Origin of the sequence: Streptomyces sp. NPDC044571, from assembly GCF_040647115.1 — a bacterium.
Lineage (GTDB): Bacteria > Actinomycetota > Actinomycetes > Streptomycetales > Streptomycetaceae > Streptomyces.
Window position 1 is genome coordinate 46,466 of the sequence record NZ_JBEZBN010000002.1, and the last position, 23,703, is coordinate 70,168.

The window sequence follows — 23,703 nt, forward strand, 5'->3', positions numbered from 1 at the left end:
GACCGGGCCCCCTCCCGGCCGGCCACCCGCCCCACCCGGCCGCACGCCCCGGCCCGCAGCGACTCACCTCCCGGCCGGGTCCTCCCCCGGGAAGCCCATCAGGGTGTCCAGGGCCTGGGCCAGGCGGTCCAGGGTGTGGACCGTTTCCGCGAAGGCCTCCTCGCCCAGCGCCTCCGCCAGCCGGTCCGCCAGGGCCGCGTGGGACGGGCCGACGCGCGCGATCGCCGCGCGGCCCTCCTCCGTCGGGCGCAGCAGCTTCGCACGCCGGTGGGCCGGGTTCGGGACGTACTCCGCCAGACCCTTGGCCACCAGCAGGTCCGCGACGCGCTGGACGCTCTGCCGGGTGATGCCCATGACCCGGGCGATGCCCGCCACCGGCAGCGGCTCCCCGAGCACCGCGCCCAGCACCTGCCACCACGCCGCGGTCAGCCCGGCCGGCCGGGCCAGCTCCTCCGAGAGGGCGAGGAAGCGGCCGTTCAACCCGAAGATCCCGAGCGCGGTACGGCTCAGCAGGTCCTGCCGGGCCCGGGTGGAGAGGGCCGCCACGCCGCGCGGTTCAGGCATCGCCCCGCTCCGATGCGGCCATCAGCACCGGGTAGGCGCTCGCGTCCGAGTCGTGGAACAGGCGGTACCACGCGTCCAGCACCTCCGGCTCGTAGACCCCCAGCCGGGCGAAGACCTCCCGGGCGAAGGCCACCGGTTCCGTCGGCCCCGCCGTGATGAGGTCGCCGTCCGTCACGGCGTCGGCCTCGACGTACCGCTCGGCCCCGCCGTAACCGGGCTGCTGCGCCAGGTAGAAGGAGGCGCCGCTGGTGTGGGCGTACCCGTCCAGCAACCCCGCCCGGGCCAGCCCCGCCGTGGCTCCGCAGATCGCCGCGACCGGGACCCCCGCCGCCAGGAACTCCCGGGCCTTGGCCGTAAAGGGGGCCAGCTCGTCGCCCGAGTCCCACAGGGAGGCGCCGGTCAGGATCAGCAGCGCCGAGTCCTGCGGGGCCAGGTCCGCGAGGGCCAGGTCGGGCTGGATGCGGACGCCGCCCATGGTGGTGACCGGTCGCTCGGTGGCGGGGCCGACCGTACGGACCGCGTAGCCGCGCTGGGTGAGGTGGGCGGTGGTGTGGCCGGTCTCCCAGTCCGCGTACGTGTCATAGACCGCCAGGTGGACCGTCGTCCTCCTGCTCGGCGTCGTCTCCGCGGCCGCGCTCGCCCCCGTGCTCCTCCCCGCGCCCGCGTCGGCGCCCGTGGTCGTCCCCGCGCCCGCCGTCGATGTCGTCTTCATCGTCCTGGCCTCCAGTCCGGGGCTCTCGGAACTCTCTCGGCTCTGTGAGCCCTCGTAGGTCTGTCGCCGCACCCCGATATGACAGCAGGCTGTCATCAAGGCAGCGTGCTGTCAATGGCGGCGACCGGTGGCGACAGACTGCCGAGGCCCGGCCCCCACCCCCATACAATCCGCCGATATCCCTCCTCACCTGCGTACTTTTAGCGTGACCGCATGACCCCTCACGTCGCCACCGGCGCCAACGGCGCGGCCGTCAAGGCCGCCGACCGCGCCCACGTCTTCCACTCCTGGTCCGCCCAGGCCCTGATCGACCCGCTCGCCGTCGCCGGGGCCGAGGGCTCGTACTTCTGGGACTACGACGGCAAGCGCTACCTCGACTTCTCCTCCCAGCTGGTCAACACCAACATCGGCCACCAGCACCCCAAGGTCGTCGCCGCCGTTCAGGAGCAGGCCGCCCGGCTCTGCACCCTCGCCCCCGGCTTCGCCGTCGACGTCCGCTCCGAGGCCGCACGCCTCATCGCCGAGCGCACGCCGGGCGATCTGGACAAGGTCTTCTTCACCAACGGCGGCGCCGAGGCCGTCGAGAACGCCGTACGGATGGCCCGTCTGCACACGGGCCGCGCCAAGGTGCTCTCGACCTACCGCTCCTACCACGGAGCCACCGCCGCCGCGATCAACCTCACCGGCGACCCGCGCCGCTGGCCCTCCGACACCGCCGCCGCGGGCGTCGTGCACTTCTGGGGCCCGTACCTCTACCGCTCGCCCTTCCACGCCACCACCGAGGCCGAGGAGTGCGAGCGCGCGCTCGCGCACCTCGCCGACACCATCGCCTTCGAGGGACCGGCGACCATCGCCGCGATCATCCTGGAGAGCGTGCCCGGCACCGCGGGCATCATGACCCCGCCGCCCGGCTACCTCGCCGGCGTCCGCGAGCTCTGCGACCGCCACGGCATCGTCTTCATCCTCGACGAGGTCATGTCCGGCTTCGGGCGCACGGGCCGCTGGTTCGCCGCCGAACACTGGGACGTCACGCCCGACCTGATCACCTTCGCCAAGGGTGTGAACAGCGGCTACGTCCCGCTCGGCGGCGTCGCCATCTCGGCCGCGATCGCCGAGACCTTCGCCACCCGGCCCTACCCCGGCGGACTGACGTACTCGGGCCACCCGCTGGCCTGCGCCGCCGCGGTGGCCACCATCAACGCCATGGAGGAGGAGGGCGTCGTCGAGCACGCCGCCCACCTCGGGGAGAACGTGATCGGCCCCGCGCTCGCCGAGATCGCCGAGCGGCACCCCTCGGTCGGCGAGGTCCGGGGTCTGGGCGCCTTCTGGGCCGTGGAACTCGTACGGGACAAGTCGACGCGCGAGCCGCTCGTCCCGTACAACGCGGCCGGTGCGGACAACGCGCCGATGGCCGAATTCGCGGCGGCCTGCAAGGCCTCGGGCCTGTGGCCGTTCGTCAACATGAACCGGACGCACGTGGTCCCGCCCTGCACCATCACGGAGGCCGAGGCGAAGGAGGGCCTCGCCCTGCTGGACGAGGCGCTGACGGTCGCGGACCGGCACACCACCGGCGGGTGACCACCCGGATGCGGACCTCGTCCCGACGACGGGGTCCGTCCGGGCAAGGGGTGGCATCCGCCGTATAACGGCTCTCACACGATCGGTTTCGGCCGCGCTGCCTGGCCTAAGGTGTCCGAAGTTCTACGGAGGAGACGGACCCCTATGCCAGGCAGCGGCGCTGTCACCCGCAACACACTTCGCCAGCAGATCGCCGACGCGCTGCGTGACGAGGTGCTCGCGGGACGCCTGCCGCCGGGGACCGAGTTCACCGTCAAGCAGATCGCCGAGCAGTACGAGGTCTCCGCGACGCCCGTACGCGAGGCACTCGTGGACCTCTCGGCCCAAGGACTGCTGGAGCTGGTGCAGCACCGGGGCTTCCGCGTCCGGGTGTACTCCGTCGACGACTACCGGGGGATGATCGAGGCCCGTACGCTCGTCGTGGACGGGATCTTCCGGCGGCTCGTCGAGCGCGGCATCGCGCCCGGCTCCGGCGAAAGGCTGGTGTCGGTGCGCCGTCGGGCCGAGGAGGCGTGTCGGGCCGCTCAGAGCGGTTCGCTCGAAGTGCTGATCGGCTACGACCTGCGCTTCTGGAGGGAGCTGAGCGGGCTGGTCGGCAACATGTACATCTCGGAGTTCCTCCACCGGCTGCGCGTGCAGTGCTGGGTCTTCGCCGTGCCGCACCTGAAGGCGGCCGCCGATCCGCACGCCGGGCTGTGGTCCGGCCACAGCGAGCTGGTCGAGGCGGTGACGCGCGCGGACGCCGAGGAGGTGCGCCGCCTCGTGCACGCCTACAACCAGCACGGCCTGGACTGGGCCGCGGGGCTGCGGACGGCGGACGCATGAGCGACGTGAGCGGCATAAGCGACATGAGTGACGTGAGCGACGTGGACCGCTTCGACGGCATGGCCGGCGTGCACCGCTTCGACGGCGGCCGGACGGCGATCCCCGAACCCGCCGGTGGCTCGGCCCGGCCGGCCCGACCGGGCCGCCCCGCCGGCTCCGGATCACGCCCCGACCCCGCCGCCGAGCCCGGCCGCACGCCCGCCGCCCTGCTGCGCCGGAACGCGGGCGGCCTCGCCGTCGTCCTCGCCTTCCTCGCCCTCTCCCTCTACGTCTTCCACGGCCTGTGGGCGGACCTCGACGGCCGCTACCTGAACGACGCGCTCCAGGACCAGAACCAGTGGGAGTGGTTCGTCGGCGTCACCACCGACAACATCACCCACCTGCGCAATCCGCTCTTCACCCGGGCCCAGGGCATGCCCGACGGCGTGAACCTGATGGCCAACGCGACCATGCTCGGCCTGACCGTCCCGCTCATCCCGGTCACCCTGCTCTTCGGCGAGACGGTCACCTTCGCGCTGGTCCTCACGCTCGGCATGGCCGCCAGCGCCTGGACCTGGTACTGGCTGATCCGCCGCCGTCTCGTGGACAGCCGCTGGGCCGCCGCGGCGGGCGGGGCGCTCGCCGCCTTCGCGCCGCCGATGGTCTCGCACGCCAACGGCCACCCGAACTTCGTGGTCCTGTTCATGATCCCGCTGATCATCGACCGGGCGCTGCGGCTGTGCGAGGGCCGCACCCCGGTACGCGACGGGATCCTGCTCGGTCTGTTCGCCGCGTACCAGATCTTCATCGGCGAGGAGCCGCTGCTCATCGCCGCGCTGGGCATGCTGGTCTTCTGCCTCGCCTACCTGCTGGTCGACCGCCGGGGCGCCCTCGCCGCCGCGCGGCCGCTGGGCCGCGGCCTGGCCGTCGCCCTCGCCGTGTGCCTACCGCTGCTGGCCTTCCCGCTGTACTGGCAGTTCCTCGGCCCGCAGAGCTACCACTCGGTGCTGCACGGGGACAACGCGGGGAACAGCCCGCGGGCCCTGATCGAGTACGCCGCCCGCTCCCTCTTCGGCGACCCCGAGACGGCCGGCCGACTGGCCCTGAACACCACCGAGCAGAACGCCTTCTACGGCTGGCCGCTGCTGGCCTTCGGCGCGGCCGTGTGCGTGTGGCTGTGGCGGCGCCCGGTCGTCCGCGCGCTCGCGATCACCGGATGCGCGGCGCTGCTGCTGTCCCTGGGGCCGCGGGTGCCGGTGCCGCGGACGGACGTGGTGCTGCCGGGTCCCTGGCGGCTGATGGTCGAGCTGCCGCTGTTCGAGTCGGTGATCGAGGGGCGCGTGGCGATGGTGTGCGCGCCGGTGCTGGGGGTGCTGCTGGCCCTGGCGCTCGACCGGATCGTCCGGCTGCGGGCGCGCGAGCTGCGCACCCTCGGGCTGCTGGGGGTGGCGGCGGCGCTGGTCCCGGTGCTGCCGCTGCCGCTGGCGGTGCGGGAGCGGGCACCCGTACCGGAGTTCATCACCTCGGGGGCGTGGAAGCCGTACCTCCGCGAGGGGGAGGCGCTGGTCCCGGTGCCGCTGCCGGACCCGGGCCAGGCGGACGCACTGCACTGGCAGGTCGAGGCGGACTTCGGCTTCCGGCTGGCCGGCGGCTACTTCAACGGGCCCTGGGGCCCTGAGCGGATCGGGATCTACGGGGCGACGCCGCGGCACCTGTCGAACCTGCTGCGGGACGTCCGCTACGGGGCGCAGCCGCCGGAGGTCACGCAGGAGTGGCGCGAGCAGGCCCGGCAGGACCTGGCCTACTGGAAGGCGGGCGCGGTGGTGCTGCCGGCCCAGGACCGCGACGCGGAGCTGCGGGACCTGCTGACCGGGCTGCTGGGGTCGCAGCCCGAGCAGGTCCGGGACGTGTGGGTCTGGCGGGTGGGCTCGACGGCGACCCCGACCGCATGACGTGGGTGCACCGGTCCGCTAGCACCGTCTTCGCGTCCGCCAGGACCGTCTTCGCGTGAAAGGGGCCGGCTTCCCGGTGCCGGAGGCCGGGGCTTCGCGTGCCAGGTTTTGCGCAGCCCTTCGCTGAGGGTGTTCGGCGCATTACGCTGGCACGATCGGCGGCAACGACTGATCGGAGGCCGCGTGGCCTGTGACCTGTGGCTCGTCCCCCTTGTCGATGTGCTGTGCCACAGCCCCGACAATCCCTTCGCGGAGGAGATCGCCGCGTACGACAAGGCGCTGGGCGAGGCCGGACTGCCGTCCGTGCCCGTCTTCGCTTACATGCCGGGCCTGAGCGGGGACGTGGCCCCGGTCGCCGGCTTCGACTACGACGCCCTGCACTTCCTGCGCCGGGCGTACCTGCTCCAGGCCTGCGGGCTGCCGGTGACGCCGGTGGACGAGCTGGGCGGGGACTACGAGCAGCTGCTGGAGATGTTCGAGGCCACGGCCCAGCAGTCGCACCTGGTGTGGCACTACGACCACGCCGGGGCCTACGTACCGGTGGACTTCGCGGCTCCGCTGGCCAACGAGGAGCTGCTGGCCGGGGGCGGTCCGCTCGGCTCGGCCCAGGGCCTGCTGCGGGAGCTGGGCTTCGTGGCCCCCGCGATCGGCATCGACCCGGGCAATCCCCCGGCGGCCCCTGCACCGCCGGGGCGGCCGACGTCGCTGGAGGAGCCGGCGGGGCCGATCCCGTACGACTCCAGTCCCTTCGCGCGGGAGCGGCACGTCTGGCTGGGCCTGCACGCGGCCGCCACCCGGAGCCTCGCCCAAGGCTCCATGATCATCTTCAGCTGACCCCGCCCCGCCCGGGCCCGGCCGAACGGGCCGGACCCGGGCCGCGGGATCAGCGCGGCTGCTCCGGCGGGCGCTGGCGGGGCATGTTGGGGCGGGTGCCCGGCGGGAGGGGGAAACGGGCCGGGGGAAAACCCGCTTCCGGCCGGGAGGAGGCCCCCGACAGGGACTGCATCACCAGCGGCGCCGGCCCCGAGCTGAACTCCACCATCCACTCCGCGGTCTCGGACCGCACGAGCTCCGTCACGTCCTCGGAGAACCGCCGCAGCACCGTCAGGCACCGCTCCGCCGCCTCGCTCGCCGTGCCCTCCGTCGGCCCGAGCACCTCGCGCACGTTCTCCGAGGCCCAGTCGAACTGGAGCGTCTGGAGCCGCCGCTGCACCGCCTGGGCCGTCGCCACGTCCCGCATCCAGCCCGAGGTCATCCCGAAGAAGCGGTCGCACGCCAGGCAGGCCGCGCCCAGCAGCAGCGAGAGGTACCCGTACGCGGCCGCTCCCCGGGCCGAGCCCGTCACCTCCAGCAGCGGCATCGAGGCGCCCACGATCGCCCCCACCGCGGCGCCCACCCGCAGGATCCGCGCGCCCCGGCGCTTCCAGGCCCGGTCGGACAGATACCACTCGGCGGTGCGCAGCGCGTCGGCCTCGACCCGCCGGTAGAGCTCGTCGAGCCGCTCGGCGGGCTCGCCCCAGTCCCCGAGGGGGAAGGGTCCACCGGTCAGATCGCCCGCCGCCATGGGTCCGCTGCCCTCCTCCCGGGACCCCCGGGGGTCCCGAGGTGGCCCCTCGGGCTGCATCTCCGGCTGGCTCACCCGGCACTCCCTCTGCCTGCGCTGACGTGTGGTGGTGCGCGTGTGCGCAATGATGCGCATGCTCTTCCTACCTTCGAATGGTGGCCCATGGGCAGGGAATCCCCGGATTTCCGCCTGCAAGGAGGTCTCCATCAGGTACGCGCATGTCCGCTCTCTCACTCGAAAGAGTTGGTCCTCTCGGCGTAGGGCGCGGCGCCCGGGGACCACGTAGGCTCGGATTGACCGAGCGTCCCGATGTACGGAGTGAGTGACCTGTGATTCCCGGTGGTGGTCAGCCCAACATGCAGCAGCTGCTCCAGCAGGCCCAGAAGATGCAGCAGGATCTCGCGGCGGCCCAGGAGGAGCTGGCGCGTGCCGAGGTCCAGGGCCAGTCCGGCGGCGGCCTGGTCCAGGCGACCGTCACCGGTGCCGGCGAGCTGCGCGCGCTGGTGATCGACCCGAAGGCCGTGGACCCAGAGGACACCGAGACCCTCGCGGACCTGGTCGTCGCGGCGGTCCAGGCGGCCACGGAGAACGCCCAGGCGCTCCAGCAGGAGAAGCTGGGGCCGCTGGCCCAGGGGCTGGGCGGCGGGAGCGGTATCCCCGGTCTGCCGTTCTAGTCCGACCTTCCCGACCCGCACCGTCCCCGAACACTGAACACTGAACACCGAAAGAAGGCAGTCCGTTGTACGAAGGCGTGGTCCAGGACCTGATCGACGAACTGGGCAGGCTGCCCGGCGTCGGGCCCAAGAGCGCGCAGCGGATCGCCTTCCACATCCTGCAGGCCGAGCCCACCGACGTCCGGAGGCTGGCGCACGCCCTGCTGGAGGTCAAGGACAAGGTCCGGTTCTGCGCCGTGTGCGGGAACGTGGCGCAGGAGGAGCGGTGCGGCATCTGCCGCGATCCGCGCCGCGATCTCGCCGTCATCTGCGTGGTCGAGGAGCCGAAGGACGTCGTCGCGATCGAGCGGACCCGCGAGTTCCGCGGCAGGTACCACGTCCTGGGCGGTGCGATCAGCCCGATCGAGGGCGTCGGCCCGGACGACCTGCGCATCCGCGAGCTGCTGGCCCGGCTCGCCGACGGTGAGGTGACCGAGCTGATCCTCGCCACCGACCCGAACCTGGAGGGGGAGGCGACCGCCACGTACCTCGCCCGCATGATCAAGCCCATGGGCCTGAAGGTCACCCGCCTGGCCAGCGGGCTCCCCGTCGGGGGAGATCTGGAGTACGCGGACGAGGTCACGCTCGGGCGGGCCTTTGAAGGAAGGCGACTTCTCGATGTCTGACGCAACGCTGCACGCCCTGGCTCAGGATCCGGACGATTTCGCGGTCCAGATCTCGGACCAGATCGAGTCCTTCATCGTCGCGGTCACCGAGGTGGCCAAGGGCGAGGACCCGGACAGCGCGGTGCCCTTCCTCCTCCTGGAGGTCTCCCAGCTCCTGCTGGCGGGCGGCCGGCTGGGCGCGTACCAGGACGTCCTGCCCGACGAGCGCTACGAGCCCGACCTCGGCCCGGAGCCGGACGTGGACGAGCTGCGCGAGCGGTTCGCGTACCTGCTGGAACCGGTCGACGTGTACTCCGAGGTCTTCGACCCCTACGAGCCGCGCAAGGCGCCGGTCCCGCACCGGATCTCCGACGACCTCGCCGACGTGGTGGCGGACCTGAGGCACGGCCTGGCGCACTACCGGGCCGGCCGGACCACCGAGGCCCTGTGGTGGTGGCAGTTCTCGTACTTCACCAACTGGGGCACCACCGCCTCGGCCACCCTGCGCGCCCTGCAGTCCCTGGTCGCCCACGTCCGGCTGGACCAGCCGCTGGAGGCCCTGGACGGACTGGACACCGACGAGGACCTGGCCGAGGAGGACCTCGCCGAGCAGGCCGGACGGGTGATGGCCGAGGAAATCGGCGCACGGCTGGGTCTGCCGGGGAAATAGGGAACTCCGGCTTCGTCCCGAACGTCTCATCATGCGGTACGGAACGGTCGGATCGCGGCCGCTCGTTAGACTGCACCAGCAATGAGACGGACTGAGCGAGGAGCGCACGTGGGCCTTGTCGTGCAGAAGTACGGAGGCTCCTCCGTAGCCGATGCCGAAGGCATCAAGCGCGTCGCCAAGCGGATCGTGGATGCCAAGAAGAACGGCCACCAGGTGGTCGTCGTGGTTTCCGCGATGGGCGACACGACGGACGAGCTGATCGATCTCGCCGAGCAGGTATCCCCGATGCCTGCCGGGCGCGAATTCGACATGCTGCTGACCGCCGGAGAGCGTATCTCCATGGCCCTGCTGGCCATGGCGATCAAAAACCTGGGCCACGAGGCCCAGTCGTTCACCGGCAGCCAGGCAGGCGTCATCACCGACTCGGTCCACAACAAGGCGCGCATCATCGATGTCACGCCGGGCCGGATCCGTACCGCGCTGGACGAGGGCAACATCGCCATCGTCGCCGGTTTCCAGGGCGTGTCCGCGGACAGCAAGGACATCACCACCCTCGGGCGCGGTGGTTCCGACACGACGGCCGTGGCGCTGGCCGCCGCGCTCGACGCCGAGGTGTGCGAGATCTACACCGACGTGGATGGCGTCTTCACCGCGGACCCCCGCGTCGTGAAGAAGGCGCGGAAGATCGACTGGATCTCCTCGGAGGACATGCTCGAACTCGCCGCCTCCGGCTCCAAGGTGCTGCTGCACCGCTGCGTCGAGTACGCACGCCGATACAACATCCCGATCCACGTCCGCTCGTCCTTCTCGGGACTGCCGGGCACCTGGGTCAGCAACGAAAAGCCCGAGTCGCAAGGGGACGAGCAGGTGGAGCACGCCATCATCTCCGGAGTCGCCCACGACGTCTCCGAAGCCAAGATCACGGTCGTCGGCGTCCCGGACAAGCCGGGCGAGGCCGCGGCGATCTTCCGCGCCATCGCGGACGCCGAGATCAACATCGACATGATCGTGCAGAACGTGTCCGCGGCCTCCACCGGGCTCACGGACATCTCCTTCACGCTCCCCAAGGCGGAGGGCCACAAGGCCATCGACGCCCTGGAGAAGGCGAAGGGCGCCATCGGCTTCGACTCCCTGCGCTACGACGACCAGATCGGCAAGATCTCCCTGGTCGGCGCCGGAATGAAGACGAACCCGGGCGTCACCGCCTCCTTCTTCCAGGCGCTGTCCGACGCGGGCGTCAACATCGAGCTGATCTCGACCTCCGAGATCCGCATCTCGGTGGTGACCCGCCAGGACGACGTCAACGAGGCCGTCCGCGCCGTGCACACGGCCTTCGGGCTGGACTCCGACAGCGACGAAGCCGTCGTCTACGGAGGCACCGGACGATGACCGCGACCCGGTCGGTCCCGGCTCCGGCGCTCGCCGTGGTCGGGGCGACCGGAGCAGTCGGTTCGGTCCTGCTCCAGATGCTGTCCCAGCGCGCGGACGTCTGGGGCGGCATACGTCTGATCGCCTCCGCGCGCTCGGCCGGCCGCAGGCTGGTCGTGCGCGGGGAGGAGGTCGAGGTGCTCGCCCTCACCGAGGACGCCTTCGACGGCCTCGGCGGCGGCGATGTGGCGGTCTTCCTGACCCCGGCCGAGGTGTCGGCCCGGTGGGCGCCCGCCGTGACGGCCCGCGGGGCCGTCGTCGTCGACCGCTCCGCGGCCTTCCGGGAGGACCCCGAGGTGCCGCTGGTGGTGCCCGAGGTCAACGGGAAGGCCGCCCGGATGCGGCCGCGCGGCATCGTCGCGGGCCCCGACTGCGTGACCGCCGCGATGATCGCGGCCTTGGGCGCGCTGCACGCCGCGTACGAGCTGGTCGACCTGACCGTCTCCTCGTACGAGGCCGCCAGTGCCGGCGGCCGCTCGGGAACGGAGGCGCTGCGCCGCCAGATCGCGCTGGTCGCGGGCACCGCACTGGGAGAGCAGACCGGGGACGTACGGCGGGCCGTGGGCGAGGACACCGGTCCCTTCGCGGCGCCGCTCGCCCTGAACGTGGTGCCGTGGTCCGGGGAGCTGCGCGAGGACGGCTGGTCCTCGCAGGAGCTGGCCGTACGGTCCCAGACGCGCCGGATCCTGGAGCTGGAGGCGCTCCCGGTGGCGGTGACCTGCGTACGGGTACCGGTGCTGACCGGGCATTCGCTGACCGTACGGGCCCGGTTCGAGTCCGAGGTGGACGCGGGCCGCGCGCGGGAGATCCTGGAGGCCGCGCCCGGCGTGGTCCTCGCGGACGACCCGGCGGCGGGGGAGTTCCCCACCCCCGTGGACGCGGCGGGCACGGATCCGGCCTGGGTCGGGCGGATGCGGGCCTCCCTGGACGATCCGCACTCCCTGGAGTTCTTCGTGTGCGCCGACAATCTGCGGCACGGGGCCGCACTGAACGCCCTGCAGACCGCGGAACTGATCGCTGGTGAATTCGCGTATTTCACTTTGTAGGATCAGTGCTGATCCCTTGATCAAGGTGATGGCCTGACTGCCGCCTGGACGGGCGGGGCAATCAGGAAGAGCGGGTACGCATGAGGGCAAGAGGGATTTTGCTGGTGGGGCTGCCTCGCGCGTACAACCCTGGTGGGGGGACGCGTGTCCAACTGGCGTGGCAGAGGCACTTCTCGACTTCGCCGTCGTTCCGGCCCGCAGCGTGCCCGCTGCGCCGCGTCGGCGTCTCCCGGTGCCCGGCGGCCGTCCGGTGATCGTTCCCGTCCCGCCGGTGGTGCCGCCCGTGCAGCCGGCCGCACCGACCGTCCTGCCGACCCGGGGCGGCCGCGTGCCCGCGCCGCGTGATGGCGCGGAGGCGGAGGGCGCGGCCGCGGCAGCCGAGCCCGTCGTCGTCGCCGGCACCACCGTCGACCACCTCACCGAGACCTACCAAGCCCACTACCGCTCGCTGCTCGGCCTGGCCGCGCTGCTCCTCGACGACACCGCCTCCTGCGAGGACGTGGTCCAGGAGGCCTTCATCCGCGTGCACTCGGCCCGCAACCGGGTCCGCGACCGCGAGAAGACCCTGGCGTACCTGCGCCAGACCGTCGTCAACCTCTCGCGTTCGGCCCTGCGCCGGCGCATCCTCGGCCTCAAGCTGCTGTCGAAGCCGATGCCGGACATGGCCAGCGCCGAGGAAGGCGCCTACGACCAGCTGGAACGGGACGATCTCATCAAGGCGATGCGCGGACTGCAGCGGCGCCAGCGCGAGGTGCTGGTGCTGCGGTACTTCGCGGACATGACCGAAGCCCAAGTCGCCGAGACGCTCGGCGTCTCGCTCGGCTCGGTGAAGGCGTACGGATCGCGGGGCATTGCCGCGCTGCGGGTGGCGATGGAGGCTGCGCAGTCATGACGGACGACCACATCCCGCCGGCCGGGCAGAGCGAGGAGCAGGCACTGCGCAGCCTGCTGCGCGGGGCCGTCGAGGGCCTGGAGCCCGCCGAGGACGCGCTGGAGCGGCTGCGGTACGCCGTACCCGTGCGCAGGACCCGCAAGCGGCGGGCCCTGGTCGGCGCGGCCGTGGGCGTCCTGCTGGCCGGGGCGGCGGTCCCGGCGGCCCTGCACCTGCACCCCACGGGCGCGGAGGGCGACACCGGCGAGCACTCGGCGATGGCCGGCCACGAGGAGCCCGGCACGGCCGTGGGCGGCTCCGGCTCCCACCCCCACCAGAACGGCGCGGGCGCCGCGCCGGAGTCCAGCCCGAGCGCAGGGAAGGGCCCGGCCGCCGGCGGTTCCGGCGACCGGCCGGACTCCCGCGCGGGCGGATCCCCGGCGGGCGGCGCCTCGGCCGCTCCCTCGGCCGGCGCCTCCGCCGGCCTGGGCACCGGCCCGCTGCCCCCGGTGGCGGTGCCGGGCGTGCCGGGATGCAGCGGGGAGCAGCTCGGGGTGCAGGGCAGCGCGGGCGCACCGGAGCCCGACGGCACGGTGTACGGCAGCTTCAAGGTCACCAACGTCTCCACGCGGGGCTGCGCGGTCCTCGGCCCGGACACGGTGACCGCGGCTTCGGTGACGTCCTCGGCGCCCGGGAAGAGCTCCGGGGTCACCGTGGTCGGCCACACGGCCGGGGACCCCGCGGCGGGGCTGCCCGACCCGTCGGCGGAGACGCCGCAGCTGCTGCTCCAGCCGTACACGGCCTACGAGGTCCGCTTCGCATGGGTGCCCTCGGCGCAGTCCTGTCCGGCGGCCACCCCGCCCCCGGTCGGTGAGCCCCCGTCGGGCGGCTCCGCGCAGAGCACCGGACGGGCAGCGGGGGATGCGGCCACCCGGCACAGCGATCCGCAGACGGGCGGCACGGCGCCGGAGCCCACCGGGGTGGCGGTGTCCCACACGCCGAACACGGCGGTGCCCGGCGCACCGGTCACGCAGACCACCATCCCGGCGGCCTGCGGGGGCACGGTCTACCGGACGGGCGTCATTCCGCTGGAGGGGCCGAAGCCGACGCCGTAGGCGGTGCCGGAGCGGCCGCGGCCGAAGCGGGCGCGGTCGGCTCCGCAGCCTCCTGCGGCTGCGGCTGCGGCTCGGGCAGCAGACCGGCCTCGGCGTCGCGCAGGGTCTCCACCTCGCGGCGGTACAGCCGGAACCACATGAACAGCAGGAAGCCGATGAAGACGAACCACTCGCCGGTGTAGCCGAGGTTCTGGAAGGCCTTCAGGTCGAGCCCGGTGTTGCTCGGCGCCTGCGCGGGCACGGGCTTCAGCCCGTCCGCCGGGCTCTGCACCGTCAGCCAGGCGTCGTACAGCCCGTACGGCACGAGGTTGACCAGCGAGGCCGCCCCGATGACCCCGAGCTGCCCGGCCGGCAGGCCGCCCTCGGCGTGCACTCCTTTGGTGGTGGCGCTCTCCGAGGCCTGGAGGGCGCCGGTGACCTCGACCCTTCCGGTCGGCGCGGCGGGCGCCTTCGCCGGGTCCGCCCGGCCCGGCAGCCAGCCCCGGACCACCGGGACCGCCTTGCCGGAGTCGGTCTTCAGCAGGGTCAGGACGTAGAAGCCGGACCTCCCGTCCAGCTGCCGGTCCGGTACCAGCAGCTGGTCGGCGTACTCGCCGGAGGCGGAGGCGAGCCGCCCGGAGGTCGTCTTGTCCACCGGGAGCAGCGACTCCAGCGGCTCGGCCGGCCGGTCGGGGTGCTGCGAGGCCGCCTCCCGGTGGGTGGCGACGCGGTCCTCGAAGCGGCCGAGCTGCCAGGTGCCCATGAAGAGGCAGACGGGAACGGCGAGCGCGACGAAGACGTTGATCCCCCACCAGCGCGGGGTCAGGAGAAACCGGTGCACCCCACCACGGTACGGGGGGTGCACCGGATCACCGGGGCCGGGTCGGGCGCGAAGGCGTGCCGGATCAGACGGGAAGGCGTCCCGGAAGGTGCTTGCGGACGAACTCCAGCTCCATCCGGACCTGCTTGATCCGCTCCTCCACGACGAGCGAGCCGTGCCCCGCGTCGTAGCGGTACACCTCGTGCACCGCGCCGCGGGCCGCCAGCCTCTCGACGTAGTTGTCGATCTGCCGTATCGGGCAGCGGGGGTCGTTGACGCCCGCCGCGATGTGGACGGGAGCCTTCACCGCGTCCACGTACGTGAGCGGCGAGGACGCCTCGAAGCGGTCCGGGACCTCCTCCGGCGTGCCGCCGAAAAGGGTGCGGTCCAGGGACTTCAGCGCCTCCATCTCGTCGTGGTACGCGGTGACGTAGTCGGCGACCGGTACGGCGGCCAGGCCCACGGCCCAGGCGTCCGGCTGGGTGCCGAGGCCCAGCAGCGCCAGGTAGCCGCCCCAGGAGCCGCCTGAGAGCACCAGCCGGGCCGGGTCGGCGAGCCCGGTGGCCACCGCCCATTCCCGGACCGCCGCGATGTCCTCCAGCTCGATCAGGCCGACGCGGTGCTTGAGGGCGTCCGTCCACTCCCGGCCGTATCCCGTCGAGCCCCGGTAGTTGACCCGGACGACCGCGAAACCGTGGTCGAGCCAGGCCGCCGGGGTCGCGGCGAAAGCGTCGCTGTCGTGCCAGGTGGGCCCGCCGTGGAGCTCGAAGATCGTCGGAAAGGGGCCCTCGCCGTGGCCCGCGGGCCGCTGGGCGAGCGCGTGGATCCGCCCGCCGGGGCCCTCCACCCAGGCGTCCTCCACCGGCACCGAACCGGGCGCCCGGAAGCCCGGGGGTTCGAGGACGATCCCGCCCGCGGTCGACCGTACGGCCGAGGGCTCGGCCGCCGAGGACCACTGGTACTCCACCGTCCCGTCGGGCCGCGCCGTCGCACCCGACACCGTCCCGGGCGGCGTGTCCACGCGTACGAGCTCCTGCGCGGCGAGGTCGTAGCGCCAGAGCTCGCTGCGCGCCTCGAAGCTGTGCTCGATGAGCAGCGCGGAGCCGTCGGGATACCACTCGGCGGCCACGTCGCCGGGCAGGTCGATCGCCAGGTCCTCCTGGGCGCCGGTGGCCACGTCCCACACCATCGGCTCCCAGCGGCCGCGCCGCTGGTGGCCGACCAGCAGCCGGGTGTCGCCGGCGACCGGCGCGAAACCGAGCACCTCCAGCCCCAGCTCCACGGTGCCGCCGCGGGAGTCGTCGAGCTCGGCGACGGTGCTGCCGTCGAGGGTGAGCACCCGCAGCGCCGCGTGCATGGCGTCGCCGTGCTCGGTGTGCTCGACGGCGATCAGCGTCCCGTCGCGGGACAGGTCGCCGACGCCCGCCGATTCGCGGTGCCGGTAGACGACCGAGGGCAGCGTGCCGTCCGGCCGCACGACGTGGATGGTCGTGCCCTCCTCGTCGGTGGACCGGCCGACGACGGCCGTGCCGTCCCGGCCGAGGGCCAGGCCCGCCGGGTAGGAGGGGTCGAGGCCGGGCGTGGCCGGCTCGTCGGGGCCGCCCGCGAACGGCTGGCGCACCCACACGCCGAACTCGTCGCCATCGGTGTCGGAGAACCACCAGATCCACTCGCCGTCAGGGGAGAGGGTGCCGTCGGTGGTGCCGTTGGGACGGTCGGTGGCCTGCCGCTGCGAGCCGGTGGCGCGGTCCCAGGCGTAGAGCTCGTACGTCCCCGTCGCGTTCGAGACGAAGAGGCAGCGGTCCGGGGCGTCTTCGGCCCAGTCGGGCAGCCCGACGCGCGGGGCGCGGAAGCGCTTCTCCCAGTCGGGCACGGCCGTGTTGTCATTCATACCCCCATGTAACCCGATTGGCGCTGTCGGATGGTCCCCGGCAGCGGGAGGGGGCAGCGTGGGCCGGGACCCAGCCTGCTGTTTTCCCGTGAGGAGTGATCATGGCGAAGAAGCGCAAGGAGCCGACGCAGGAGAACCGCGGCTTTGCGGAGTCCCGGTCCCCGCAGAAGTCGACACAGCTGGTCGAGGACGTCCGCGAGGCCCAGGTGATGGCCTTGAAGGAAGACCGGATGCGCGAGCAGCGCATGAAGGGCGGGCGCGGCTGACGCGTCCCCCGGCGGGGGCGGCACCCCCGTGGGGGCGCCGCCCCCGCACGCGTCGTTGCGGCCCACGGGGGTGAGCCCGCCCCGGATCGCCCGCTCGCTCCGGATGCCGTGTCCGGTGAACGGGGGGACAGTGGAGGGCGTACGCCCTCCGGAGCGCCCCGAGGAGGCTCGATCATGGCCAAGAAGGCTCGCAGCGGTACGTCGCAGGCCGCCGAGCGTGAGCACGAGCGCGCGAAGAACACGGCCGCCGAGGCCCGCGCCAAGGCCGCGGCCCGGGAAGCGCAGACGCTCTCCGCGAAGACGCGGGGCATGCAGCAGAAGGCTCAGGCCAAGCGCGGCTGAGTCGCCCGCCCACCCTGCGGCCCCGGCCGTAGGGTGGCCGGCATGCGGATGATCGTCCGGGGCGCCCGGCTGCTGCACACCGACGGAACCGACGGCACCAACGGCACCGATGACCCCGGTGGGGCCGGAGGGCTCTTCGACGTCGAGGTCGCCGAGGACGGCCGGATCGCGCGGGTGGTCCCGTACGACGACCAGAAGGAACCGCCGGCGACCGGCACGCTCATCGAGGCGCACGGCGCCCTGCTCACCGCCCCCTTCGTCGAGCCCCACATCCACCTGGACACGGCCCTGACGGCGGGCGAGCCGCGTCCGAACGCCTCCGGGACGCTCTGGGAGGGCATCGCCTGCTGGAGCGAGCGCAAGCGGACCCTGACGCGCGAGGACGTGATCGCGCGGGCCACGGAGGTGCTGCGCTGGCAGGCGGCGCAGGGGGTGCTGCACGTGCGGACGCACTGCGACGTCACCGACCCCTCGCTGACCGCGCTGGACGCGCTGCTGGAGGTGCGCGACCGCGTGCGCGACGTCATGCACCTCCAGATCGTGGCCTTCCCGCAGGAGGGCATCGTGTCCTTCCCCGGCGGCGAGGTGCTGCTGCGCGAGGCGGTCGCCCGTGGTGCGGACCTGGTGGGCGCGATCCCGCACTTCGAGGACACCCGGGAGGACGGGGTGGCCTCCCTGGGCATCGCCTTCGCGGTGGCCGAGGAGCACGGGCTGCGCGTGGACGCGCACTGCGACGAGATCGACGACGAGCAGTCCCGCTTCGTGGAGGTGCTGGCCACGCTCGCTCTGCGCTCGGGCCTGCGGGAGCGGGCCACCGCCTCGCATACGACGGCGATGGGCTCCTACGGCGGTGCGTACAGCTTCAAACTCCAGCGGCTGCTGGCACGGTCGGGAATCAGCCTGGTCTCCAACCCGTTCGCCAATCTCAACCTCCAGGGCCGCTTCGACGCCTATCCGCGGCGGCGCGGCCTCACCCAGGTCAAGGAGATGCTGGCCGCGGGGGTCAACGTGGCCTTCGGGCACGACGACGTGATGGATCCGTGGAACGCGCTGGGCACCGCCAACCCGCTGCAGACCGCCCTCGTCGGGCTGTACGCCGCCCAGCTCACCGGGGCGGACGAGATCCCGGTGGCCTTCTCGATGGTGACCGACCGGGCGGCGCGGGTGCTCGGCCTGTCGGACGCGGAGTACGGCATCACGCCGGGCGCGCCCGCCTCCTTCGTGCTGCTGCCCGCGGCCTCGCCGCAGGAGGCGATCCGCCGCCAGGTCCGCCCCCGCTACGTCGTCTCGCACGGCACCGTCCTCGCCGAGACCCCGCCGGCCCCGACCCTCCTGTCCTGGCCGGGGGAGGCCCCCTCCGAGGTTGACTTCAACCGCCCGTAGGCTGCGCTTCCATGACGACACGTGCGAATTGGACCCGGGACACTGCGGCGGGCCGGACGGCCCTGGAGATCGCCTCCGAGTACGCGGACGAGGCGCTGCTGAACCACTCCGTCCGCTCATACGCCTTCGCCGCCGAGTACGCGGCCCGGCACGGGCTCGCGTACGACGAGGACCTGTTGTACGTCAGCGCGCTGCTGCACGACCTGGGCCTGACGGCGCCGTTCGACAGCCACACGCTGCCCTTCGAGGAGGCGGGCGGCCATGTGGCGCGCGTGCTGACGGCGGGGCTGGGCTGGCCGGCGGACCGGCGGGCCCGGGCCGAGGAGGTGATCGTGCTGCACATGCGGGACGACGTCACGGCGGCCGAGGACGTCGAGAGCCACCTCCTCCAGGTCGGGACCAGCGCCGACGTGTCGGGCCTGCGGGTGGCCGAGTTCGATCCGGCTTTCACCGCCGCCCTGCTGGAGGCGTACCCCCGGGCCGGCTTCGGCGCGGCCTTCGTCGCCCTGGTCGAGGACCAGGCGGTCCGCAAGCCCGACTGCGCGGCGGCCTCGTACGTGGCGGGCGGCGCCGCGACCCGCATCGCGGCCAACCCCCTGGACCACCGCGACGGCGTCCGGCTCTAGGCCGGGCCGTCGAAGGCCCGTCCCGCGGGGTGGCGGAGATAGCCTGCCCGTATGCCGTGGGACTGGGACTGGGACGAGGCCGGGACACCGCATCCGCTGGCCCGGCGCCGGGCCGGGCGCAGCGAGCAGGAGCCGGACCGGCTGCCCGAGGTGCGGGAGCTGGAGGTGCTCGGCTGGGAGCCCGCGCCCGAGGACCTGCTCTGGGTGTTTCTCCCGTACGTCTGGCCCCCGGAGCACCGCACCTGGATCCCGGACCGCTCGACCCACTGGGCGGTGGAGACCCGCCTCGACGGCCACGGCCACATCACCGGCGTGGAGTGCGCCCCGCTCCCGGAGCCGGACGTCCACGAGCTCGACCGGGAGGCCGAGGAGGTGCTCGCCGCCCTCGGGCTGCCGCCCCGGCCGCCGGGCCGGCTGTGGCTGCTGCGTCCGGTCGGCCCCTTCCCGACGGTCGGGGCGGTGCTCGACCACCTGCGGACGGTGGCGGCCGAGCGCGGGGTGGGAGCCGGGGCCGGCAGCGCGGCCTTCCTTGCCCTGGCCGGCGCCGAACTCGGCTCACTGGCCAAGGACATGGCCTGACACCGGGGGCGAGGAGCCCCGGGTGCGGCTTAGGGTGCCTGCATGCGTGTGCGTCTGCAGCAGATCGTCGTCGACTGCCGGGAGCCGCGGGCCCTGGTGCGGTTCTGGGCCCGGCTGCTGGGCGGTGAGCCCGTCGACCGGGCCCGGGGCTGGTCGTACGTCGACCTGCCGGGGATGGCCCGGCTCGCCTTCCAGCCGGTTCCCGAGGACAGGGCGGGGAAGAACCGGCTCCACCTGGACCTCGCCGTCGACGACCTCGCGGCGGCCACCGAGGAGGCGGTGGCCCTGGGCGCCGCCCGGGTGGGCGCCGCGGTCACCGACGACCAGGGCTCCTTCCAGGCCATGCGCGACCCGGAGGGCAACGAGTTCTGCCTCGTGAGCGGCTGAGGGGCCGCGGGCATGGCCGGTTCGGGCTGATCCCTCCGTGTCGTCCCGGCCGGACCGCCGGGACACCTCCACGGGAGCACCGGCCGAACCGATGCTGTGCTGCGCACACGGAGGGGCCTCGCTGCCTGGCGTGACGTCACCTCACAGCCGGACACGGGGAACAGTGCACATGCCGCTCGCGCAGACCACCACCAGCGCGCCCAGCCCGGAGCGCGAGCGCTCCGCCACACGCCGGGTCGTCTTCGGTGCGACCGTCGACTCGCTCGGTACCGGGCTCAGCACGGTCACCGTCCTTGCGCAGGACGGGCACCGAGGGGGGCGCCGCGGGGGCACCGGGGCCGGTGTCCGGCAGGCCCGTTGCGGCGCGGACATGACCCCGGCGGAGACGTCGAGCTGGGTCACCGTCCACAGACCGCCCGGCACGTGGCTGGGCACGAAGGCCTCGTGGCGCCCGGCCCGGGTCACGCGCTTCCCGGAGGGCGGGCCGGCGGCGCCGGTCAGTGACCGGAGGAGAGTTCGCCGCTCAGGGTGCGGTGGATGTGGGCGCTGTGCTCGTTCAGGCCGGTGATCTCGACGGTCTTGCCCCGCCGGGCGTACTTCGTCTCGATCGCATCGAAGGCTGCGACGGTCGAGGCGTCCCAGATGTGGGCGGAGGACAGGTCGATGACGACCTTGTCCGGGTCTCCCGCGTAGTCGAACTGCGTCACCAGGTCGTTGGAGGAGGCGAAGAAGAGCTCGCCGGTGACGGAGTAGACGACGTGGGTCCCGTCGGGGTCGGTGACCGACGTGACGTTCGCCAGGTGTGCGACGCGCTTGGCGAAGATGACGATCGCGGTCACCGATCCGGCGATCACGCCGACGGCCAGGTTGCGGGTCGCCACCACGCTCGCCACGGTGAGCACCATGACGGTGATCTCACCGGCCGGCATACGCCTCAGCGTCTTCGGCGCGATCGAGTGCCAGTCGAAGGTCGCGAAGCACACCATCACCATGACGGCGACCAGTGCTGCCATCGGGATCTCGGAGACCACCGGCCCGAAGACGATGCACAGCACCATGAGGAACACGCCCGCGAGGAACGTCGACAACCGGGTCCGGGCTCCCGACACCTTCACGTTGATCATGGTCTGGCCGATCATCGCGCAGCCACCCATGCCGCCGAAGAAGCCGGTCACGATGTTCGCGATGCCCTGGCCGACCGCCTCGCGCGTCTTCGAGGACCGCGTGTCGGTGATCTCGTCGACGAGCTTCGCCGTCATCAGCGACTCCATCAGCCCGACCAGGGCCATGGCCAAGGCGTACGGCGCGATCGTCTTCAGCGTGTCCAGGGTGAACGGCACGTCCGGAAGGCCGGGGACAGGCAGCGCCGACGGCAGTGTCCCCTTGTCGCCGACCGTCGGAACGGCGATCCCGGCCGCGACGGTGATGGCGGTGAGGATGACGATGGAAACGAGCGGCGCGGGGACCACGGTGGTGGCCCTCGGGAAGAACACCATCAGCGCGAGCCCCGCCGCCACCAGCGGATAGACCGCCCACGGCACGTCCCGCAGTTCCGGCACCTGCGCCAGGAAGACCAGGATGGCAAGGGCGTTGACGAAGCCGACCATGACCGAGCGCGGCACGAAGCGCAGCAGCCTGGCGACACCGAGCGCGCCGAGGACGATCTGGAAGACGCCCGCCAGGATGACCGCGGCGACCAGGTAGCCGAACCCGTGCTCCCGGTTCAGCGGAGCGATGACGAGGGCGACCGCCCCGGTCGCGGCCGAGATCATCGCCGTCCGTCCGCCCACGATCGCGATCGTCACGGCCATGGTGAACGAGGCGAAGAGCCCGATCGCCGGATCCACTCCCGCGATGATCGAGAACGAGATGGCCTCGGGTATCAGCGCCAGCGCCACGACCAGCCCGCCGAGCACCTCGGTCCGCAACACCTTGGGCGAAAGCCAGGCCGGACGATGCAGGAGGGAGGGGCAAGAGAGCATGGCGGAGCGGGCCTGTCCTGTCGTAAGCGCGAGGGATTCACCGGAGACGCAGGAAGGGCCTGATCCGCGATGCGGATCAGGCCCTTGACCTGGTCTTACTCTGTCGGGGTGGCGGGATTTGAACCCACGACCTCTTCGTCCCGAACGAAGCGCGCTGCCAAGCTGCGCTACACCCCGATCGCCGCCTTGCAGCGTTTGCTGTCCTGGCGACATCGATTACTTTAGCGGACCCTCGGCCGGAGACGAAATCCGGTTTTCGCGGGGGACGAGGCCGGGCGTCGTGAGGGGTGCTACGGCTTCGGGACCAGGGTGAGGAGCGTGGCCTCCGGGGGGCAGGCGAAGCGGACCGGGGTGTAGCGGTTCGTGCCGCAGCCCGCCGAGACGTGGAGGTACGAGCGGTGGCCGGCGGCCTCGTGCGTCGAGAGGCCCTTCACCCGCTTCGTGTCCAGGTCGCAGTTGGTGACGAGCGCCCCGTAGAAGGGGATGCACAGCTGGCCGCCGTGCGTGTGCCCGGCCAGGATCAGCGGGTAGCGGTCCGCCGTGAAGGCCTCCAGGACCCGCAGGTACGGGGCGTGCACCACGGCGATCGAGAAGTCGGCGTCCGCCTCCGGCCCGCCGGCCACCCGCTCGTAGCGGTCGCGCTTGATGTGCGGGTCGTCCAGGCCGGTGAAGGCCAGCTCCATGCCGTCCAGCTTCAGGCGCCCCCGCGTGTTGGTGAGGTTGACCCAGCCGGCCGCGTCGAAGGCGTCCCGCATCTCCTCCCACGGGTTGTGGACGGCGCCGACGACCGGCTTGTTGCCGTTCAGCCCGTGCCGGCCCTGGACCTTCTCGATCAGGTAGCGCCCGGGGTTGCGCAGTCGCGGGCCGTAGTAGTCGTTCGAGCCGAAGACGTACACGCCGGGGAAGGACATCAGCGGGCCGAGGGCGTCGAGCACCTCGGGGACGCCCTCCGTGTCGGAGAGGTTGTCGCCGGTGTTCACGACGAAGTCGGGGCGCAGGCCCGCCAGGGACTGCAGCCATGCGCGCTTCTTGCGCTGGCCGCCGACCATGTGGATGTCGGAGACCTGCAGTATGCGCAGCGGGCGCATCCCGGGGGGCAGCACCGGCACCGTGATCCGGCGCAGCCGGAACGACCGCGCCTCGAAACCGGCGGCATAGGCCACACCAGCGGCCCCCACCGCCGCGATTCCGGCGGTGACCTTCAGGGGTACTCCGTAACGCGCACGCATGGCCCCATCGTCTCAGACCCGGAAAACCAGCGGGCGCCGCCGCCCCCGCACCTGGCAGACTCAGGTCCATGACCACGCTCAAGGCCAAGCTCCAGGAAGACCTCACCACCGCCATCAAGGCGCGCGACGAGCTGCACTCGTCCACGCTGCGACTGACCCTTGCCGCCATCACCAAGGAGGAGGTCGCGGGCAAGGAAGCGCGCACGCTCTCCGACGAGGAAGTCCTCAAGGTGATCGCCAAGGAGGCGAAGAAGCGCCGTGAGGCCGCGGAGGCCTTCGCGCAGGGTGGTCGTCCCGAGCAGGCCGCCCGCGAGACGGCGGAGGGCGAGTTCCTGGACACCTACCTGCCCAAGCAGCTCACCGACGAGGAGCTCGACGCGATCGTCGCGCAAGCCGTCGAGGAGGCCCGTGCGGCGGGTGCCGAGGGGCCCCGGGCCATGGGTGCGGTCATGAAGATCGTGAACCCGAAGGTGGCGGGGCTCGCGGAGGGCGGCCGGGTGGCCGCCGCCGTGAAGAAGCGCCTCTCCTAGACCCGCCCGCAAGAAGCCCGTAAGAAGGGGAGGGCCCGGCCGCCAGGCCGGGCCCTCCCCTTCTCTT

Annotated in this window: 26 protein-coding genes and 1 tRNA gene; 18 read left to right on the forward strand and 9 right to left on the reverse strand. The window is 72.7% G+C overall.

The genetic code is table 11. The features are described from left to right. Positions 1-63: 63 nt before the first annotated feature. Both AB0B01_RS01375 and AB0B01_RS01380 read right to left on the reverse strand, forming a co-directional pair. A complete protein-coding gene (locus tag AB0B01_RS01375) occupies positions 64-564 on the reverse strand; it encodes a MarR family winged helix-turn-helix transcriptional regulator (protein ID WP_361711824.1) in 501 nt (166 codons plus the stop codon). Further along, positions 557-1,276, reverse strand: coding sequence for a type 1 glutamine amidotransferase family protein (locus tag AB0B01_RS01380; RefSeq protein WP_361711826.1), 720 nt, complete (start codon positions 1,274-1,276; stop codon positions 557-559). Before AB0B01_RS01380 ends, AB0B01_RS01375 begins: the two co-directional genes overlap by 8 nt. 213 nt (positions 1,277-1,489) lie before the next feature. On the opposite strand from AB0B01_RS01380, the gene AB0B01_RS01385 reads away from it, so the two are divergent. The 4 genes from AB0B01_RS01385 to AB0B01_RS01400 all read left to right on the forward strand — a co-directional run bounded on the left by AB0B01_RS01385 (position 1,490) and on the right by AB0B01_RS01400 (position 6,444). After that, entirely contained in the window at positions 1,490-2,854 is a 1,365-nt protein-coding gene (locus AB0B01_RS01385) for an aspartate aminotransferase family protein (RefSeq protein WP_361711828.1), read from the forward strand. 144 nt (positions 2,855-2,998) lie between these two features. Then, positions 2,999-3,679 (forward strand): GntR family transcriptional regulator, encoded by a 681-nt coding sequence (locus AB0B01_RS01390; protein WP_361711830.1) that lies wholly within the window; start codon positions 2,999-3,001, stop codon positions 3,677-3,679. A gap of 23 nt (positions 3,680-3,702) precedes the next feature. Continuing rightward, complete coding sequence (locus AB0B01_RS01395) at positions 3,703-5,610, forward strand: glycosyltransferase family 2 protein (protein WP_361711832.1); 1,908 nt, start codon at positions 3,703-3,705, stop codon at positions 5,608-5,610. A 183-nt stretch (positions 5,611-5,793) separates the two neighbouring features. Further along, positions 5,794-6,444: a hypothetical protein gene (locus tag AB0B01_RS01400; protein WP_361711834.1), complete on the forward strand. Its 651-nt coding sequence runs from the start codon at positions 5,794-5,796 to the stop codon at positions 6,442-6,444. A 49-nt stretch (positions 6,445-6,493) separates the two neighbouring features. On the opposite strand, the gene AB0B01_RS01405 is transcribed toward AB0B01_RS01400, so the two are convergent. Beyond that, a complete protein-coding gene (locus AB0B01_RS01405) occupies positions 6,494-7,249 on the reverse strand; it encodes an SLATT domain-containing protein (protein WP_361711836.1) in 756 nt (251 codons plus the stop codon). 254 nt (positions 7,250-7,503) lie between these two features. Here AB0B01_RS01405 and AB0B01_RS01410 point away from each other — a divergent pair, with 254 nt between their 5' ends. The 7 genes from AB0B01_RS01410 (at position 7,504) to AB0B01_RS01440 (ending at position 13,622) form a co-directional block, all read left to right on the forward strand. Beyond that, positions 7,504-7,848 carry a YbaB/EbfC family nucleoid-associated protein gene (locus AB0B01_RS01410; RefSeq protein WP_361711838.1) on the forward strand — a complete coding sequence of 115 codons (345 nt, stop codon included), beginning with the start codon at positions 7,504-7,506 and terminating at the stop codon, positions 7,846-7,848. Between the two features lie 65 nt (positions 7,849-7,913). Further along, the gene (gene recR, locus AB0B01_RS01415; RefSeq protein WP_361711840.1) at positions 7,914-8,513 is read left to right on the forward strand and encodes a recombination mediator RecR; all 600 of its coding nucleotides are present in this window, start codon (positions 7,914-7,916) and stop codon (positions 8,511-8,513) included. Next, complete coding sequence (locus AB0B01_RS01420; RefSeq protein ID WP_361711842.1) at positions 8,506-9,162, forward strand: DUF5063 domain-containing protein; 657 nt, start codon at positions 8,506-8,508, stop codon at positions 9,160-9,162. Before recR ends, AB0B01_RS01420 begins: the two co-directional genes overlap by 8 nt. 108 nt (positions 9,163-9,270) lie before the next feature. Further along, entirely contained in the window at positions 9,271-10,551 is a 1,281-nt protein-coding gene (locus AB0B01_RS01425) for an aspartate kinase (protein WP_356846495.1), read from the forward strand. After that, a complete protein-coding gene (locus AB0B01_RS01430; RefSeq protein WP_361711844.1) occupies positions 10,548-11,636 on the forward strand; it encodes an aspartate-semialdehyde dehydrogenase in 1,089 nt (362 codons plus the stop codon). Before AB0B01_RS01425 ends, AB0B01_RS01430 begins: the two co-directional genes overlap by 4 nt. Positions 11,637-11,793: 157 nt before the next feature. Beyond that, the gene (locus AB0B01_RS01435) at positions 11,794-12,528 is read left to right on the forward strand and encodes a SigE family RNA polymerase sigma factor (RefSeq protein WP_361711846.1); all 735 of its coding nucleotides are present in this window, start codon (positions 11,794-11,796) and stop codon (positions 12,526-12,528) included. Beyond that, positions 12,525-13,622, forward strand: coding sequence for a hypothetical protein (locus tag AB0B01_RS01440; protein WP_361711848.1), 1,098 nt, complete (start codon positions 12,525-12,527; stop codon positions 13,620-13,622). Before AB0B01_RS01435 ends, AB0B01_RS01440 begins: the two co-directional genes overlap by 4 nt. Here the strand turns inward: AB0B01_RS01440 and AB0B01_RS01445 are convergent. Further along, positions 13,588-14,442 (reverse strand): SURF1 family protein, encoded by an 855-nt coding sequence (locus AB0B01_RS01445; RefSeq protein WP_361711850.1) that lies wholly within the window; start codon positions 14,440-14,442, stop codon positions 13,588-13,590. The two genes, AB0B01_RS01440 and AB0B01_RS01445, sit on opposite strands and share 35 nt — an antisense overlap. 64 nt (positions 14,443-14,506) lie before the next feature. After that, positions 14,507-16,312: a prolyl oligopeptidase family serine peptidase gene (locus AB0B01_RS01450; protein ID WP_361711852.1), complete on the reverse strand. Its 1,806-nt coding sequence runs from the start codon at positions 16,310-16,312 to the stop codon at positions 14,507-14,509. Positions 16,313-16,413: 101 nt separating this feature from the next. Between AB0B01_RS01450 and AB0B01_RS01455 the strand changes: the two genes are divergently transcribed. From AB0B01_RS01455 to AB0B01_RS01480, 6 genes are all read left to right on the forward strand, one after another. After that, the gene (locus AB0B01_RS01455) at positions 16,414-16,578 is read left to right on the forward strand and encodes a hypothetical protein (RefSeq protein WP_361711854.1); all 165 of its coding nucleotides are present in this window, start codon (positions 16,414-16,416) and stop codon (positions 16,576-16,578) included. Positions 16,579-16,752: 174 nt separating this feature from the next. After that, positions 16,753-16,920: a hypothetical protein gene (locus AB0B01_RS01460; RefSeq protein WP_361711856.1), complete on the forward strand. Its 168-nt coding sequence runs from the start codon at positions 16,753-16,755 to the stop codon at positions 16,918-16,920. A 42-nt stretch (positions 16,921-16,962) separates the two neighbouring features. Next, positions 16,963-18,303, forward strand: a complete 1,341-nt coding sequence (gene codA / locus AB0B01_RS01465; RefSeq protein ID WP_361711858.1) for a cytosine deaminase — start codon at positions 16,963-16,965, stop codon at positions 18,301-18,303. 11 nt (positions 18,304-18,314) lie between these two features. Next, on the forward strand, positions 18,315-18,929 hold the full coding sequence (locus AB0B01_RS01470) for an HD domain-containing protein (protein ID WP_361711859.1): 615 nt from the start codon (positions 18,315-18,317) through the stop codon (positions 18,927-18,929). Positions 18,930-18,980: 51 nt separating this feature from the next. Then, the gene (locus AB0B01_RS01475) at positions 18,981-19,508 is read left to right on the forward strand and encodes a DUF5956 family protein (RefSeq protein WP_361711861.1); all 528 of its coding nucleotides are present in this window, start codon (positions 18,981-18,983) and stop codon (positions 19,506-19,508) included. Positions 19,509-19,550: 42 nt separating this feature from the next. Continuing rightward, positions 19,551-19,895 carry a VOC family protein gene (locus tag AB0B01_RS01480; protein WP_361711863.1) on the forward strand — a complete coding sequence of 115 codons (345 nt, stop codon included), beginning with the start codon at positions 19,551-19,553 and terminating at the stop codon, positions 19,893-19,895. 141 nt (positions 19,896-20,036) lie between these two features. On the opposite strand, the gene AB0B01_RS01485 is transcribed toward AB0B01_RS01480, so the two are convergent. From AB0B01_RS01485 to AB0B01_RS01500, 4 genes are all read right to left on the reverse strand, one after another. Further along, positions 20,037-20,177 carry a hypothetical protein gene (locus tag AB0B01_RS01485; protein WP_361711865.1) on the reverse strand — a complete coding sequence of 47 codons (141 nt, stop codon included), beginning with the start codon at positions 20,175-20,177 and terminating at the stop codon, positions 20,037-20,039. A gap of 215 nt (positions 20,178-20,392) precedes the next feature. Next, a complete protein-coding gene (locus AB0B01_RS01490; protein ID WP_361711867.1) occupies positions 20,393-21,823 on the reverse strand; it encodes a SulP family inorganic anion transporter in 1,431 nt (476 codons plus the stop codon). A gap of 157 nt (positions 21,824-21,980) precedes the next feature. Continuing rightward, a tRNA-Pro gene (locus tag AB0B01_RS01495) sits at positions 21,981-22,054 on the reverse strand. 113 nt (positions 22,055-22,167) lie between these two features. Continuing rightward, positions 22,168-23,106: a metallophosphoesterase gene (locus AB0B01_RS01500; protein WP_361711869.1), complete on the reverse strand. Its 939-nt coding sequence runs from the start codon at positions 23,104-23,106 to the stop codon at positions 22,168-22,170. A gap of 68 nt (positions 23,107-23,174) precedes the next feature. On the opposite strand from AB0B01_RS01500, the gene AB0B01_RS01505 reads away from it, so the two are divergent. Next, positions 23,175-23,636, forward strand: a complete 462-nt coding sequence (locus tag AB0B01_RS01505; RefSeq protein WP_361711871.1) for a GatB/YqeY domain-containing protein — start codon at positions 23,175-23,177, stop codon at positions 23,634-23,636. The last annotated feature ends 67 nt before the right edge of the window (positions 23,637-23,703 follow it).

Excerpts from the sequence above, each read along its gene's own strand:
- AB0B01_RS01430 (WP_361711844.1), top strand. The coding sequence starts at position 10,548 with ATGACCGCGACCCGGTCGGTCCCGGCTCCGGCGCTCGCCGTGGTCGGG.
- AB0B01_RS01420 (WP_361711842.1), top strand. The coding sequence starts at position 8,506 with ATGTCTGACGCAACGCTGCACGCCCTGGCTCAGGATCCGGACGATTTC.
- AB0B01_RS01375 (WP_361711824.1), bottom strand. The coding sequence starts at position 564 with ATGCCTGAACCGCGCGGCGTGGCGGCCCTCTCCACCCGGGCCCGGCAG.
- AB0B01_RS01450 (WP_361711852.1), bottom strand. The coding sequence starts at position 16,312 with ATGAATGACAACACGGCCGTGCCCGACTGGGAGAAGCGCTTCCGCGCC.
- AB0B01_RS01505 (WP_361711871.1), top strand. The coding sequence starts at position 23,175 with ATGACCACGCTCAAGGCCAAGCTCCAGGAAGACCTCACCACCGCCATC.
- AB0B01_RS01455 (WP_361711854.1), top strand. The coding sequence starts at position 16,414 with ATGGCGAAGAAGCGCAAGGAGCCGACGCAGGAGAACCGCGGCTTTGCG.
- AB0B01_RS01475 (WP_361711861.1), top strand. The coding sequence starts at position 18,981 with ATGCCGTGGGACTGGGACTGGGACGAGGCCGGGACACCGCATCCGCTG.
- AB0B01_RS01500 (WP_361711869.1), bottom strand. The coding sequence starts at position 23,106 with ATGCGTGCGCGTTACGGAGTACCCCTGAAGGTCACCGCCGGAATCGCG.
- AB0B01_RS01470 (WP_361711859.1), top strand. The coding sequence starts at position 18,315 with ATGACGACACGTGCGAATTGGACCCGGGACACTGCGGCGGGCCGGACG.
- AB0B01_RS01440 (WP_361711848.1), top strand. The coding sequence starts at position 12,525 with ATGACGGACGACCACATCCCGCCGGCCGGGCAGAGCGAGGAGCAGGCA.
- AB0B01_RS01395 (WP_361711832.1), top strand. The coding sequence starts at position 3,703 with ATGAGTGACGTGAGCGACGTGGACCGCTTCGACGGCATGGCCGGCGTG.
- AB0B01_RS01385 (WP_361711828.1), top strand. The coding sequence starts at position 1,490 with ATGACCCCTCACGTCGCCACCGGCGCCAACGGCGCGGCCGTCAAGGCC.
- AB0B01_RS01480 (WP_361711863.1), top strand. The coding sequence starts at position 19,551 with ATGCGTGTGCGTCTGCAGCAGATCGTCGTCGACTGCCGGGAGCCGCGG.
- codA (WP_361711858.1), top strand. The coding sequence starts at position 16,963 with ATGCGGATGATCGTCCGGGGCGCCCGGCTGCTGCACACCGACGGAACC.
- AB0B01_RS01460 (WP_361711856.1), top strand. The coding sequence starts at position 16,753 with ATGGCCAAGAAGGCTCGCAGCGGTACGTCGCAGGCCGCCGAGCGTGAG.
- AB0B01_RS01380 (WP_361711826.1), bottom strand. The coding sequence starts at position 1,276 with ATGAAGACGACATCGACGGCGGGCGCGGGGACGACCACGGGCGCCGAC.
- AB0B01_RS01390 (WP_361711830.1), top strand. The coding sequence starts at position 2,999 with ATGCCAGGCAGCGGCGCTGTCACCCGCAACACACTTCGCCAGCAGATC.